Annotated in this window: 14 protein-coding genes; all 14 read left to right on the top strand. The window is 64.4% G+C overall.

All coding sequences use genetic code 11. The features are described from left to right. Positions 1-3 precede the first annotated feature (3 nt). The 14 genes from C7R54_RS16620 to nuoN all read left to right on the top strand — a co-directional run bounded on the left by C7R54_RS16620 (position 4) and on the right by nuoN (position 14,701). Positions 4-363 (top strand): NADH-quinone oxidoreductase subunit A, encoded by a 360-nt coding sequence (locus C7R54_RS16620; protein ID WP_094852379.1) that lies wholly within the window; start codon positions 4-6, stop codon positions 361-363. Between the two features lie 36 nt (positions 364-399). After that, complete coding sequence (locus C7R54_RS16625) at positions 400-879, top strand: NuoB/complex I 20 kDa subunit family protein (protein WP_094852380.1); 480 nt, start codon at positions 400-402, stop codon at positions 877-879. A 51-nt stretch (positions 880-930) separates the two neighbouring features. Continuing rightward, positions 931-1,557, top strand: coding sequence for an NADH-quinone oxidoreductase subunit C (locus tag C7R54_RS16630; protein ID WP_129151530.1), 627 nt, complete (start codon positions 931-933; stop codon positions 1,555-1,557). Between the two features lie 2 nt (positions 1,558-1,559). After that, a complete protein-coding gene (locus C7R54_RS16635) occupies positions 1,560-2,813 on the top strand; it encodes an NADH-quinone oxidoreductase subunit D (protein WP_129151531.1) in 1,254 nt (417 codons plus the stop codon). 93 nt (positions 2,814-2,906) lie between these two features. Further along, positions 2,907-3,401 (top strand): NADH-quinone oxidoreductase subunit NuoE, encoded by a 495-nt coding sequence (nuoE, locus tag C7R54_RS16640; protein WP_129151532.1) that lies wholly within the window; start codon positions 2,907-2,909, stop codon positions 3,399-3,401. Next, on the top strand, positions 3,398-4,765 hold the full coding sequence (gene nuoF, locus C7R54_RS16645) for an NADH-quinone oxidoreductase subunit NuoF (RefSeq protein WP_129151533.1): 1,368 nt from the start codon (positions 3,398-3,400) through the stop codon (positions 4,763-4,765). The genes nuoE and nuoF overlap by 4 nt, the downstream gene beginning before the upstream one ends. 15 nt (positions 4,766-4,780) lie before the next feature. Further along, positions 4,781-7,108 (top strand): NADH-quinone oxidoreductase subunit NuoG, encoded by a 2,328-nt coding sequence (gene nuoG / locus C7R54_RS16650; RefSeq protein ID WP_129151534.1) that lies wholly within the window; start codon positions 4,781-4,783, stop codon positions 7,106-7,108. Further along, positions 7,108-8,181 (top strand): NADH-quinone oxidoreductase subunit NuoH, encoded by a 1,074-nt coding sequence (gene nuoH, locus C7R54_RS16655; RefSeq protein WP_129151535.1) that lies wholly within the window; start codon positions 7,108-7,110, stop codon positions 8,179-8,181. The genes nuoG and nuoH overlap by 1 nt, the downstream gene beginning before the upstream one ends. A gap of 20 nt (positions 8,182-8,201) precedes the next feature. After that, the gene (nuoI, locus tag C7R54_RS16660; protein WP_129151536.1) at positions 8,202-8,690 is read left to right on the top strand and encodes an NADH-quinone oxidoreductase subunit NuoI; all 489 of its coding nucleotides are present in this window, start codon (positions 8,202-8,204) and stop codon (positions 8,688-8,690) included. Between the two features lie 16 nt (positions 8,691-8,706). Beyond that, the gene (locus C7R54_RS16665; RefSeq protein ID WP_129151537.1) at positions 8,707-9,351 is read left to right on the top strand and encodes an NADH-quinone oxidoreductase subunit J; all 645 of its coding nucleotides are present in this window, start codon (positions 8,707-8,709) and stop codon (positions 9,349-9,351) included. Further along, positions 9,348-9,656: an NADH-quinone oxidoreductase subunit NuoK gene (gene nuoK / locus C7R54_RS16670; protein ID WP_129151538.1), complete on the top strand. Its 309-nt coding sequence runs from the start codon at positions 9,348-9,350 to the stop codon at positions 9,654-9,656. Before C7R54_RS16665 ends, nuoK begins: the two co-directional genes overlap by 4 nt. Before the next feature lie 17 nt (positions 9,657-9,673). Beyond that, the gene (nuoL, locus tag C7R54_RS16675) at positions 9,674-11,710 is read left to right on the top strand and encodes an NADH-quinone oxidoreductase subunit L (protein WP_129151539.1); all 2,037 of its coding nucleotides are present in this window, start codon (positions 9,674-9,676) and stop codon (positions 11,708-11,710) included. Beyond that, positions 11,707-13,209, top strand: a complete 1,503-nt coding sequence (locus C7R54_RS16680; RefSeq protein ID WP_129151540.1) for an NADH-quinone oxidoreductase subunit M — start codon at positions 11,707-11,709, stop codon at positions 13,207-13,209. The genes nuoL and C7R54_RS16680 overlap by 4 nt, the downstream gene beginning before the upstream one ends. Before the next feature lie 13 nt (positions 13,210-13,222). Beyond that, positions 13,223-14,701, top strand: coding sequence for an NADH-quinone oxidoreductase subunit NuoN (nuoN, locus tag C7R54_RS16685; RefSeq protein ID WP_129151541.1), 1,479 nt, complete (start codon positions 13,223-13,225; stop codon positions 14,699-14,701). Positions 14,702-14,736 lie beyond the last annotated feature (35 nt).

Raw genomic sequence — 14,736 nt, forward strand, 5'->3', positions numbered from 1 at the left:
AAAATGAACCTGCAAGAATATTTCCCCGTTCTGCTCTTTATCGTCGTGGCGACGGGTATAGGCTTTGCGCTGCTCACCGCAGGCTCGCTGCTTGGCCCCCGCCGCCCGTACGCGGAAAAACTCGCTCCCTACGAGTGCGGCTTCGAGGCTTTCGAAGACGCCCGCATGAAGTTCGACGTGCGTTACTACCTCGTCGCCATCCTTTTCATCCTGTTCGACCTCGAGATCGCCTTCCTGTTCCCCTGGGCCATCGCGCACGGCGCGGTCGGCATGGTGGGTTTCTGGACAGTCATGATTTTCCTGGCCGTGCTGACGGTGGGTTTCATTTACGAATGGAAGAAGGGCGCGCTCGACTGGGAGTAATCCTCCCTCGTCCCGATCACGCTAGCTGAGACGAATATGGCTATTGAAGAAGGCTTACACAAGCAAGGCTTTATCACCACCAGCGCCGACAAGTTCATCAACTGGGCAAAGACCGGTTCGATGTGGCCGATGACGTTCGGCCTGGCCTGTTGCGCGGTGGAGATGATGCACGCGGGCGCCGCCCGCTATGACCTGGACCAGTTCGGGATCATCTTCCGCCCCAGTCCCCGTCAGTCCGACTTGATGATCGTCGCGGGCACGCTGTGCAACAAGATGGCGCCGGCGCTGCGCAAGGTCTATGACCAGATGCCGGAACCGCGCTGGGTCGTGTCGATGGGCTCCTGTGCCAACGGTGGCGGCTACTACCACTACTCGTATTCGGTCGTGCGTGGCTGCGACCGTATCGTGCCGGTCGATGTTTATGTGCCGGGTTGCCCGCCCACGGCGGAGGCGCTGGTCTACGGTCTGCTGCAGATGCAGGACAAGATCCGTCGGACCAACACCATCGCGCGCTGAGCGCGGCCTTGGCCGCGCACCTGTGTTGCGTGGCTCACCTACTCGTTGAAGATGATGACCAGGCTCGAAACCCTGAAAAACAACCTGCTGGCCGCGTTTGGCGACGCAATCGTGCTGAACGAGGCCCTGGGTGAACTGACCCTCGAAGTCCCGCCGGCGCAATGGGTGTCGGTCTGCAATAAGCTGCGTACCGAATCCACGCTGCGCTTCGAAACCTGTATCGACCTTTGCGGCGTCGACTATCTGACGTGGGGCAATGGCTCGCGCCAGCAGGCCGACGAAAAGGCCGGCCGCAGCCAGGGCAACCGCTACGCGGTCGTCGTGCACCTGCTGTCGATCGAGCACAACTGGCGCCTGCGCGTGCGCACCTGGGCCGCCCAGGACGATTTCCCCATGGTGTCGTCGCTGGTCGAGTGCTGGCCGGGCGTGAACTGGTACGAGCGCGAAGCGTTCGATCTCTACGGCATCGTGTTCGAAGGCCATCCCGACCTGCGCCGCATCCTGACGGACTATGGCTTCATCGGCCACCCCTTCCGCAAGGATTTCCCGCTGTCCGGCAACGTGGAGATGCGCTACGACCCCGAGCAGCGCCGCGTCATTTACCAACCGGTCACCATCGATCCGCGTGAAATCACGCCGCGCGTCGTGCGCGAAGATACTTACGGAGCCGGTCGCTGATCATGGCTGAAATCAAGAACTACACGCTCAACTTCGGTCCGCAGCACCCGGCCGCGCACGGTGTGCTGCGCCTGGTTCTGGAGCTGGATGGCGAAGTGATCCAGCGCGCCGACCCGCACATCGGCCTGCTGCACCGCGCGACGGAAAAGCTCGCCGAGCACAAGACCTTCATCCAGGCGCTGCCCTACATGGACCGCCTGGACTACGTGTCCATGATGTGCAACGAGCACGCCTATGTCATGGCCATCGAGAAGCTGCTGGGCGTCGAGGCGCCGCTGCGCGCCCAATACATCCGGGTGATGTTCGACGAGATCACCCGCATCCTGAACCACCTGATGTCGCTGGGTTCGCACGCACTGGACGTGGGCGCCATGGCGGTCTTCCTGTACGCCTTCCGCGAGCGCGAAGACCTGATGGACTGCTACGAAGCCGTGTCGGGCGCGCGCATGCACGCGGCCTACTACCGTCCGGGCGGCGTGTACCGCGACCTGCCGGACACCATGCCGCAGCAGGCCGGCAGCAAGTACCGCAGCGAGAAGGAAATGCGCCAGTGGAACGAGGCGCGTTCGGGCTCGCTGCTGGATTTCATCGAGGATTTCACCAACCGCTTCCCGGCCTGCGTCGACGAGTACGAAACCCTGCTCACCGACAACCGCATCTGGAAGCAGCGCCTGGTCGGTATCGGCGTCGTCGATCCGGACCGCGCCAAGGCGCTGGGCTTCACCGGCCCGATGCTGCGCGGCTCGGGCGTGGCCTGGGACCTGCGCAAGACCCAGCCATATGAGGTCTACGACCTGCTGGACTTCGACATCCCCGTCGGCGTCAACGGCGATTGCTACGACCGCTACCTGGTGCGCGTGAACGAGTTGCGCCAGAGCAACCGCATCATCCGCCAGTGCGTCGAGTGGCTGCGCAACAACCCGGGTCCGGTGATGATAGACAACCACAAGGTGGCGCCGCCCAAGCGCACCGCCATGAAGACCAACATGGAAGAGTTGATTCACCACTTCAAGCTCTTCACCGAAGGTTTCCATGTGCCGCCGGGCGAGGCGTATTCCGCGGTCGAGCATCCCAAGGGCGAATTCGGCATCTACCTGGTGTCCGACGGCGCCAACAAGCCGTACCGCCTCAAGATCCGCGCGCCCGGTTTCCCCCATTTGCATGCGCTGGACGAGATGTCGCGCGGCCACATGATCGCCGACGCCGTCACGATCATCGGCACGCAGGACATCGTGTTTGGCGAGATCGACCGCTAAGGGCGTCGCCAGGACTTAGAAGAAAGACCCGAACCGAGAGACCCGCCCACGCCGTAGTCGTACGGGCCTCCCGCTCAATCCGGATTCAAACTTATGCTGCTTTCCGAACAGGCTTACCAGAAAATCGACCGGGAACTGACCAAGTTCCCGGCTGATCAGAAGCAGTCGGCCATCATGGCTTCCCTGGCGATCGCCCAGGACGAGCAGGGTTGGTTGTCGACCGAGATCATCGAGGACGTGGCCAATTATCTTGGCGTGCCGCCCATCGCCGTGCAGGAGGTCGCGACCTTCTACAACATGTTCGACGTGAGCAAGGTCGGCAAGCACAAGATCAGCGTCTGCACCAACCTGCCTTGCGCGCTGCGCGATGGCGAAAAAGCCGGCGAATACCTCAAGCGCAAGCTGGGCGTCGACTATCGCGGCACCACCGCCGACGGCTTGTTCACCCTGGTCGAAGGCGAGTGCATGGGCGCCTGTGGCGACGCGCCGGTGCTGATCGTGAATAACAAGCACATGTGCGTGCGCATGTCCGAAGAGAAGCTGGATGCGCTGGTGAGCAGTTTGAAGGCGCAAGGAGAGTCGGCATGAACGCGCCGGACCTGTATCGTCAATTTTCGCAGGGCCTGGATCCCAACCCCCTGCACGACCTGTCGCAGTCCATGTGCCTGCACGGCCGCCATCTCGGCCCGCAGATCCTGGACGGGCTGGACGGCCAGAACTGGCGCCTGGAAGACTACGTCAAGCGCGGCGGCTACGAGGCCCTGCGCAAGATCCTGACCACCGGCATGAAGCCGGAGGACGTCATCGCCGAAGTCAAGGCGTCGGGCCTGCGCGGCCGTGGCGGCGCCGGCTTCCCCACCGGCCTGAAGTGGAGCTTCATGCCGCGCACGTTCCCGGGCCAGAAGTATCTCGTCTGCAATTCGGACGAGGGCGAGCCGGGTACGTTCAAGGACCGCGACATCCTGCGCTTCAACCCGCACATCGTCATCGAAGGCATGGCCATCGCCGCCTACGCGATGGGCATCTCGGTAGGCTACAACTACATCCACGGCGAAATCTTCGAGGTCTATGACCGCTTCGAGGAAGCGCTGGAAGAGGCGCGCGCCGCCGGCTTCCTGGGCGACAAGCTGCTGGGGTCGGAATTCAGCTTCCAGCTGCATGCCTTCCATGGCTACGGCGCCTATATCTGCGGCGAGGAAACCGCGCTGCTCGAATCGCTGGAAGGCAAGAAAGGCCAGCCGCGCTTCAAGCCGCCGTTCCCCGCCAGCTTCGGCCTGTACGGCAAGCCCACCACGATCAACAACACCGAGACGTTCGCGGCGGTGCCCTGGATCATCCGCAACGGCGGCCAGCAGTACCTGGAAGTGGGCAAGCCCAATAACGGCGGCACCAAGATCTTTTCGATCACCGGCGACGTGGAGCGTCCCGGCAACTACGAGATCCCGCTGGGCACGCCGTTTTCCAAGCTGCTGGAACTGGCCGGCGGCATGCGCGGCGGCCGCCAGTTGAAGGCCGTGATCCCCGGCGGCTCCAGCGCCCCGGTGCTGCCCGCGAACATCATGATGGAAACCACCATGGACTATGACGCCATCGCCAAGGCGGGCTCCATGCTGGGTTCGGGCGCGGTCATCGTCATGGACGATACGCGCTGCATGGTCAAGTCGCTGCTGCGCCTGTCCTATTTCTACTTCGAGGAAAGCTGCGGCCAGTGCACGCCCTGCCGCGAAGGCACGGGCTGGCTGTACCGCATGGTCCACCGCATCGAGCACGGCCACGGCCGTCCGGAAGACCTGGACCTGCTGGACAACGTCGCCGGCAACATCATGGGCCGCACCATCTGCGCCCTGGGCGACGCGGCCGCCATGCCCGTAAGAGGCTTTCTGAAGCATTTTCGTGACGAATTCGCGCACCACATCGAGCACAAGTCGTGTGTGGTCCCGCAATATCTGTAGGTCTCAGGAACAGCAATGGTTGAACTAACCGTCGACGGCAACAAGGTAGAAGTGCCCGAAGGCAGCATGGTGATGCATGCGGCCCAGAAAGTCGGGCAGTACGTGCCGCATTTCTGCTACCACAAGAAGCTCTCCATCGCGGCGAACTGCCGCATGTGCCTGGTCGAAGTGGAGAAGGCGCCCAAGGCCCTGCCGGCCTGCGCCACCCCCGTGACCAACGGCATGGTGGTCTTCACCAATTCGGAAAAAGCCAAGGCCGCGCAAAAGTCGGTCATGGAGTTCCTGCTGATCAACCACCCGCTGGACTGCCCGATCTGCGACCAGGGCGGCGAGTGCCAGCTGCAGGACCTGGCCGTCGGCTACGGCGGCTCGGCTTCGCGCTATCACGAAGAAAAGCGCGTGGTGTTCCACAAGGATCTCGGCCCGCTGGTGTCGGCCGAGGAAATGACCCGCTGCATCCACTGCACCCGTTGCGTGCGCTTCGGCCAGGAAATCGCCGGCGTCATGGAACTGGGCATGCTCAATCGCGGCGAGCATTCCGAAATCACCACCTTCGTCGGCCGTTCGATCGAGTCGGAACTGTCCGGCAACATGATCGATCTCTGTCCCGTCGGCGCGCTGACCTCCAAGCCGTTCCGCTACAGCGCCCGTACCTGGGAGCTGGCGCGCCGCCGTTCGGTCAGCCCGCATGACAGCGTGGGCGCCAACCTGGTGGTGCAAGTCAAGGGCGAGCACGTCATGCGCGTGGTGCCCTTCGAGAACGAAGCCGTCAACGAGTGCTGGATCAGCGACCGCGACCGCTTCTCGTATGAAGGCCTGAACAGCGAAGACCGCCTGGGCGTGCCCATGATCCGCAACGCCGACGGCACGTGGCGCGAAGCCTCGTGGGCCGATGCGCTGCAGGCCGTGGGCCAGGGCCTGGCGCGCGTGCGCGACAGCTTCGGCGCCGGCCAGATCGGCGCGCTGGCGACCGAGTACGCCACCACCGAGGAATACGCGCTGCTGGGCCGCCTGGTGCGCGCCCTGGGTTCGGAAAACATCGACTTCCGCCTGCGCCAGACCGACCCGGCCTTCGACGCCGCGCTGACCGGCGCGCCGTGGCTGGGCATGCCGATCGCCGACCTCGACGCGCTGGACCGCGTGCTGGTCGTCGGTTCCTTCCTGCGCAAGGACCACCCCTTGTTCGCGCAACGCCTGCGCCAGGCCGCCAAGCGCGGCACGCAGGTGCTGCTGGTCGACAGCGCCGCCGATGACCCGCTGCTGCCGGTGGCCGGCCGCCTGACGGTGGCGCCGTCGGAACTGCCGCGCGCCCTGGCCGAAGTCGCCGTCGCGCTGGCCCAGCTCAAGGGCCAGGCCGCGCCCGCCGAATTCGCCTCGGTGACGCCGGGCGAAAACGCCAAGCTGATCGCCGCCAGCCTGACCTCCGGCGCCAATGCCGGCGTGTTCCTGGGCAACCTGGCCGTCGCATCCGCGCAGGCTTCGGTGCTGGCCGCCAATGCCCAGGCCATCGCCACCCTGGCTGGCGCGCGCTTCGGTTTCCTGACCTCCGGCGGCAACACCGTCGGCGGCTACCTGGCCGGCGCCGTGCCGGGCAAGGGCGGCAAGACCGCGGCCGCCATGCTGGCCGATCCGCTGAAGGCCTATGTCGTGCTGCATGCCGAGCCCCTGCTGGACGCCGACAACGGCGCGCAAGCCGTGGCCGCGCTGCGCGACGCGCAATTCACCGTGGCGCTGACCTCGTACCGCTCGGCCGCCGCCGACTGGGCCGATGTCATGCTGCCCGTGGCGCCTTTCACCGAAACCTCGGGTACCTTCGTCAATGCCCAGGGCCTGGCCCAGAGCTTCAAGGGCACCGTGGCCCCGCACGGCGAAAGCCGCCCGGGCTGGAAGGTGCTGCGCGTGCTGGGCAACGTGCTGCAGTTGCCCGGCTTCGATGACGAGACCTCGGAATCGGTGCGTGACGCCGTGTTGTCCGGCGGCATCGAAGGCCGCTTGTCGAACCGCATCGAGGCCGCCGTCGGCGTGGGCCAGGCGCTGTCGGGCCTGGAGCGCGTCGCCGATGTGCCGATCTACCGCACCGACGCCATCGTGCGCCGCTCCGAACCGCTGCAAGCGGCGCCCGCGTCGCGCGCGCCGGCCGCGCGCATGAACGGCCGCACCCTGGCCGGCCTGGGCCTGACCGCCGGCGTCAAGGTGAAGGTCGCCACCGCCACGGGCAGCGTCGAGCTGGAAACCGTGCAGGACGACGCCGTTGCCGATCGCGCCGTGCGCGTCGCCGCCGGCTTCGAGAAAACCGCCGCCCTCGGCGGCGCCTTTGGTCAAATTAGCGTGGAGCGTGCCTGATGGAATGGCTCAACACCCTGGAAGCGCAGGGACAGGCCTTGTTGGGCGCGACGCCCTGGCTGATCATCTGGACGCTCGTCAAGATCGTCGTCATCGCGGTGCCCATCATTCTTTGCGTGGCCTATCTCACGTTGTGGGAACGCAAGATGATCGGCTTCATGCACATCCGCCTCGGCCCCAATCGCGTGGGCTTCAAGGGCCTGGCGCAACCGTTCGCGGACGTGTTCAAGCTGCTGACCAAGGAAGTGGTGCTGCCGACCGAGGCGAACCGGGTCCTCTTCATCCTGGCCCCCGTGGTCACGCTGATGCCGGCCCTGGCCGCCTGGGCCGTGGTGCCCTTCGGCCCGCAGGTGGTGCTGGCCAACGTCAACGCCGGCCTGCTGTACATCATGGCCATCACCTCGGTGGGCGTGTACGGCGTGATCGTGGCCGGCTGGGCCTCGAACTCCAAGTATGCGTTCCTGGGCGCCCTGCGCGCCGCCGCGCAGATGGTGTCGTACGAACTGGCCATCGGTTTCGTGCTGGTGACGGTGCTGCTGGTGTCCGGCAGCCTGAACATGAGCGAAATCGTGCTGGGACAGAGCAAGGGCTGGTTCGCTTCGCACGGCCTGAGCTTCCTGTCCTGGAACTGGCTGCCGCTGCTGCCGCTCTTCGTCATCTACGTGATTTCGGCGGTCGCCGAAACCAACCGCCACCCGTTCGACGTGGTGGAAGGCGAATCGGAAATCGTGGCCGGCCACATGGTCGAGTACTCGGGCATGGCCTTCGCCCTGTTCTTCCTGGGTGAATACGCCAACATGATCCTGTTGTCGGCCCTGGCGTCCATCATGTTCCTGGGTGGCTGGATGCCGCCGATCGACGTCGCGCCGCTGACGTGGATTCCCGGCTGGATCTGGCTGGGCCTGAAGACCTTCGTCGTGGTCTCGATGTTCGTGTGGTTCCGCGCATCGTTCCCGCGTTACCGCTACGACCAGATCATGCGTCTGGGTTGGAAGATTTTCATCCCGCTGACCGGCGTGTGGCTGCTGGTGGTGGCGATCTGGATGCAGACGCCCTGGAATATTTGGCGCTGAGCATTAGGAAAAGGCTGGATATGGAAGCGATCAAGGATTTCTTCGGCAGTCTGTTGCTGACCGAATTGCTCAAGGGCCTGCGCCTGACGGGTAAGTATTTTTTCAAGCGTAAGGTGACCCTGCGTTACCCCTACGAAAAGACGCCGGCTTCGCCGCGTTTCCGGGGCCTGCACGCGCTGCGCCGCTATCCCAATGGGGAAGAGCGCTGCATCGCCTGCAAGCTGTGCGAAGCGGTGTGTCCGGCGCTGGCCATCACCATCGAGTCGGAAGTGCGCGACGACGGCACGCGCCGCACCTCGCGCTACGACATCGACCTGACCAAGTGCATCTTCTGCGGCTTCTGCGAAGAAAGCTGTCCGGTGGACTCCATCGTGGAAACGCACATCCACGAATATCACGGCGAAAAACGCGGCGACCTGTACTTCACCAAGGACATGCTGCTGGCGGTGGGAGACCAGTTCGAACCCGAAATCGCCCGTCGTCGCGCCGAAGACGCGCCATACCGTTGATGCCTGGTACGACTCCATGACTTTCACGACCGTTCTCTTTTATCTGCTGGCCATCGTCCTGGTGGTGGCCGCCTTCCGCGTGATCACGGCGCGCAGTCCGGTTACCGCCGTGCTGCACCTGATCCTCGTCTTCTTCAACGCCGCCCTGTTGTGGATGCTGCTCGGCGCCGAGTTCCTGGCCCTGCTGCTGGTGCTCGTCTACGTGGGCGCGGTGATGGTGCTGTTCCTGTTCGTGGTGATGATGCTGGACATCCGCATGGGCGACCTGCGCGCCGGCCTGAAGAAGTACCTGCCGCTGGGCCTGGTCATCGGCCTGGTCCTGGTGCTGGAAATGGCCTTCGTGCTGAGCTCCACCTGGAACCAGCCGGGCGGTCCCGCCGCCGTGGCCGCGGACTACAACAACGCGCGCGCGCTGGGCACCGCCATGTACACGCAATATGTGTACGCCGTCGAAGTCGGCGCGGTGATCCTGCTGGTCGGCATGGTCTCGGCCATCGCGCTGACCCTGCGCCGCCGCCGCGACGTCAAGTACTTCAGCCCCAGCGCGGCCGTCAAGGTGCGCGCCCAGGACCGCTTCCGCATCGTGAAGATGCAGGCGCAGAGCGAGCGGGCCCAGGCCGGCAAGGCCGCCTCCGCCCCCGCCCAAGGAGAACAAGAATGACGCTGACGCTGGCCCATTACCTGATACTGGGGGCGATCCTGTTCGCCATCGGCATCTTCGGCATCTTCCTGAACCGCCGCAACCTGATCATCCTGTTGATGTCCATCGAGCTGGTGCTGCTGGCCGTCAACATGAACTTCGTGGCGTTTTCGACGTGGAGCGGCGACACCGCCGGCCAGGTCTTCGTGTTCTTCATCCTCACGGTCGCAGCCGCGGAAGCGGCGATCGGTCTGGCGATTCTGGTGCTGCTGTTCCGCAACCTGAACACGATCAACGTTGACGAACTCGATCGCCTGAAGGGCTGACGGAGTCCGGGAAAAAAATGTCTAGCTCACCCAATCTGTACCTGCTCATCGCGCTGGCGCCGCTGGCAGGCGCCATCCTGGCCGGCCTGTTCGGCACCGGCTTCCTGGGCCGTCCCATCGGACGCCGCGGCGCGCACCTGATCACCATTCTCGGTGTCCTGATCTCCACCATCGGCGCCTTCGTGGTGCTGGGCGACGTGCTCAACGGCAATCGCTACGACGGCGTGGTCTACACCTGGAGCATGATCGGCAACACCCAGCTGAACATCGGCTTCCTGATCGACCCGCTGTCGGCCATGATGATGGTCGTGGTGACGTCGGTATCGCTGATGGTGCACATCTACACCATCGGCTACATGGCCGACGATCCCGGCTACCAGCGCTTCTTCGCCTACATCTCGCTGTTCACCTTCTCCATGCTGATGCTGGTGATGTCGAACAACATGGTGCAGCTGTTCTTCGGCTGGGAGGCCGTGGGCCTGGTGTCGTATCTGCTGATCGGCTTCTGGTACACGCGCAAGACCGCCATCTTCGCCAACATGAAGGCCTTCCTGATCAACCGGGTAGGGGACTTCGGTTTCGTGCTGGGCATCGGCCTGCTGTTCCACTACGCCGGCTCCATGCAGTACGGCGACGTGTTCTCGCAAGCCGACAAGCTGGCCGGCCTGACCTTCCCCGGCACCGACTGGATGATGATCACGGTGGCGTGCATCTGCCTGTTCATCGGCGCCATGGGCAAGTCGGCGCAAGTGCCGCTGCACGCCTGGCTGCCAGACTCGATGGAAGGCCCGACCCCGATCTCGGCGCTGATCCACGCGGCGACCATGGTGACCGCGGGTATCTTCATGGTGGCGCGTTTCTCGCCCCTGTTCGAGCACTCGGATACCGCGCTGTCCTTCATCATCGTGATCGGCGCGATCGGCGCGCTGTTCCTGGGCATCCTGGGCATCATCCAGAACGACATCAAGCGCGTGGTCGCGTACTCGACGCTGTCGCAGCTAGGCTACATGACGGTGGCGCTGGGCGCTTCGGCCTACTCGGTGGCGATCTTCCACCTGATGACCCACGCCTTCTTCAAGGCCCTGCTGTTCCTGGGCGCCGGCTCCGTCATCATCGGCATGCACCATGACCAGGACATCCGCAACATGGGCGGCCTGCGCAAGTACATGCCCATTACGTGGATCACCTTCCTGATCGGCACGCTGGCCCTGGTCGGCACGCCGTTCTTCTCGGGCTTCTACTCGAAGGAACACATCATCGAGGCCGCCGGCGCCGCCGATGTCTGGGGCGCGAGCTTTGCTCACTACGCCACGCTGATCGGCGTGTTCGTCACCTCGCTGTATTCCTTCCGGGTCTATTTCCTGGTCTTCCACGGCAAGCCGCGCTTCGACACGCACGCGCATGACGCACATGGCCATGGCCATGACGACCACGCGCACGGCCATGACGACCACGGCCACGGGCACCACGGCGGCCCACCGCACGAGTCGCCCTGGGTGGTCACGCTGCCCCTGATCCTGCTGGCCATCCCGTCCGTCATTATCGGCGCGCTGGTGGTCGATCCGATGCTGTTCGGCAAGTACTTCAACGGCGCCATCACCGTGCTGCCGCAACACCCGGCCATGCATGAGCTGGCCGAGGAATGGCACGGCTGGGTCGACTTCGGCGTGCACGCCTTCACCACGCTGCCGTTCTGGCTGGTGGTGGCCGGCGCGGTCCTGGCCTGGTACTGCTACCTGATCAACCCGAAGGTTCCGGCGAAGATCTACAACGGCCTGTCCGGCATCAACCGCATCCTCGAGAACAAGTACTTCGTCGACTGGTTCAACGAGCAGGTGATCGCGCGCGGCGCGCGTTGCCTGGGCCGCGGCTTGTGGCAGGCGGGTGACCGCGGCCTCATCGACGGCGTGATCATCAACGGCAGCGCCAAGCTGGTGGGCTGGGTGGCGGGTGTCAGCCGCTACCTGCAGTCCGGCTACATCTACCACTACGCCTTCGCCATGATCATCGGCATCCTGGCCCTGGTGACCTTCTTCGTACTGATTCCCCAATAATGGCTAGCGAGATGGCATCCCAAACTTTCCCCTGGCTTACGCTCGCGGTCTTTGTGCCCATCGTCTTCGGCCTGCTGGTGCTGGCCGTGGGCGGTGACAACAAGCGCGGCCTGACGCTCGGACTGTCGCTGATCGGCGCGATCGTCGGTTTCCTGGTGACGATTCCGCTGTACACCGGCTTCCAGTCGTCCTCGGCGGCCATGCAGTTCGTCGAGAAGGCCTCCTGGATTTCCTCCTTCAACGTCAACTACCACCTTGGCATCGACGGCATCTCGCTGTGGTTCGTGCTGCTGACCGCCTTCATCACCATCATCGTGGTGCTGGCCGGCTGGGAAGTGATCACCAGCCGCGTGGCGCAGTACATGGGGGCCTTCCTGATCCTCTCCGGCTTGATGGTCGGCGTGTTCGTGGCGCTGGACGGCCTGTTGTTCTACGTGTTCTTCGAAGCCACGCTGATCCCGATGTACATCATCGTCGGCGTGTGGGGCGGCCCCAACCGCGTCTACGCGGCCTTCAAGTTCTTCCTGTACACGCTGCTCGGCTCGCTGCTCACCCTGATCGCCTTCATCTACCTGTGGAATGCGTCGGGCGGTTCCTTCGACATCGTCGCCTGGCAGAACCTGAAGCTGGGCATGACGCCGCAGATCCTGATCTTCGTGGCCTTGCTGGCGGCCTTCGCCGTCAAGGTCCCGATGTGGCCGGTGCACACCTGGCTGCCGGATGCCCACGTGGAAGCGCCCACCGGCGGTTCGATCGTGCTGGCCGCCATCATGCTGAAGCTGGGCGCGTACGGTTTCCTGCGCTTCTCGCTGCCGATCGCGCCGGATGCCTCGCATAGCCTGGCCGGCCTGATGATCACGCTGTCGCTGATCGCCGTGATCTACATCGGCCTGGTGGCGATCGTCCAGGAAGACATGAAGAAGCTGGTGGCGTACTCGTCCGTGGCGCACATGGGCTTCGTCACCCTGGGTTTCTTCATCTTCAACACCGCCGGCATCGAAGGCGCGATCGTGCAAATGATTTCGCACGGCTTCGTCTCGGGCGCCATGTTCATGTGTATCGGCGTGCTGTACGACCGCGTGCACAGCCGCCGCATCGCCGACTACGGCGGCGTGGTGAACACCATGCCCCGTTTCGTGACCTTCTTCGTCCTGTTCTCCATGGCCAACAGCGGCCTGCCGGCCACCAGTGGTTTCGTCGGCGAATTCATGGTGATCATGGGCGCGGTCGAGCACAACTTCTGGGTCGGCCTGCTGGCCGCCACTGCCCTGATCCTGGGCGCGTCGTACTCGCTGTGGATGGTCAAGCGCGTGGCCTTCGGCGAAATCGCCAACGATCATGTGCGCCAACTGACCGACATCAATCCCCGCGAATTCCTGATCCTGGGCGTGATGGCCATTGCCGTGTTGTACATGGGTATCTATCCCAAGCCCTTTACCGACGTCATGCACGCGTCGGTGCAGGCCCTGATGCAACACGTCGCCGTGTCGAAACTGTAAGACTTAGACCCCTATGCAAACCTCTATCGACTTTGCCTTGGCGGCACCTGAGATCATCCTGCTGGTGATGGGTGCGGTCGTCCTGCTGATCGATGCGGTCAGCGATCACCCGACGCGCTTCTTCACCTACCTGCTGTCGCTGGCGACGCTGGTGGTGTTGACCATCGTGTCGGCGCTCCAGTGGAGCAATGGCGTGACCGGGCGCACGTTCGACGGCCTGTTCGTCACCGACGGCCTCAGCCACCTGCTGAAGATCGCGTCCTACATCGCCGTCGGCGTCACGCTGGTGTACGGCCGTCTCTATTCGCAAAGCCGCGACATGCTGCGCGGCGGCGAGCTGTATGTGCTGGCGCTGTTCGCCCTGCTGGGCCAGATGGTGATGATCTCGGCGGGCAACCTGCTGTCGATCTACCTGGGCCTGGAACTGATGTCGCTGGCCCTGTATGCCCTGATCGCCCTGCGCCGCGACGACACCACGGCCACCGAGGCCGCGATGAAGTACTTCGTGCTGGGCGCGCTGGCATCGGGCTTCCTGCTGTACGGCATGTCCATGATCTACGGCTCGACGGGCCATCTGGACCTGCAGCAGGTCGGCGCGGTCATCGCCGCCGGCAAGGCCCACAAGCTGGCGCTGGTGTTCGGCGTGGTCTTCATTGTCGCCGGCCTGGCGTTCAAGCTGGGCGCAGCGCCTTTCCATATGTGGGTGCCGGACGTCTATCACGGTTCGCCGACCGCGGTGACCCTGCTGTTGGGCGCCGCGCCCAAGCTGGCGGCATTCGCCATGACGCTGCGCGTGCTGATCGAAGCCTTGCACGGCCTGGCCACGGACTGGCAGCCCATGCTGCTGATCCTGGCGGTGCTGTCGCTGGCCATCGGCAATATCACCGCCATCGCCCAGTCCAACTTCAAGCGCATGCTGGCGTACTCGACCATTTCGCACATGGGCTTCGTCCTGCTGGGCCTGAGCGCCGGCGTGGTCGCGGGCCGCGAAGGTTCGGCCGGCGCCTACGGCGCCGCGCTGTTCTACATGGTCACCTATGTGCTGACCACGCTGGGCAGCTTCGGCATCGTGCTGCTGCTCTCGCGCGACGGTTTCGAGTGCGAGAACATCGACGACCTGAAGGGCCTGAACCGTCGCAGCCCGTGGCATGCGTTCATCGTGCTGCTGCTGATGGTCTCGCTGACCGGCCTGCCGCCCACCGTCGGCTTCTACGCGAAGCTGGCCGTGCTGCAACCGCTGATCCAGGCGGGGCATGTGACCATCGCCGTGATCGCGGTGCTGTTCTCGCTGATCGGCGCGTTCTACTACCTGCGCGTGGTCAAGGTCGTCTACTTCGACGAGCCCGTGGGTGAGAGCCAGCCGCTGCGCGCGACCTGCGCCCAGCGCGGCCTGATGTCCATCAACGGCGCCCTGCTGTTGATCCTGGGCCTGGTGCCCGGCGGCCTGATGGCGGCTTGCATCCGCGCCGTCCAGACCTCCCTGGGCCTGTAGGCAGGGGCAAGCGGCGACCGCCGACTTGTCCCCCG

This window comes from Achromobacter aloeverae (genome assembly GCF_004121055.1).
In the GTDB taxonomy this organism is placed as follows: Bacteria; Pseudomonadota; Gammaproteobacteria; order Burkholderiales; family Burkholderiaceae_B; genus Bordetella_C; species Bordetella_C aloeverae.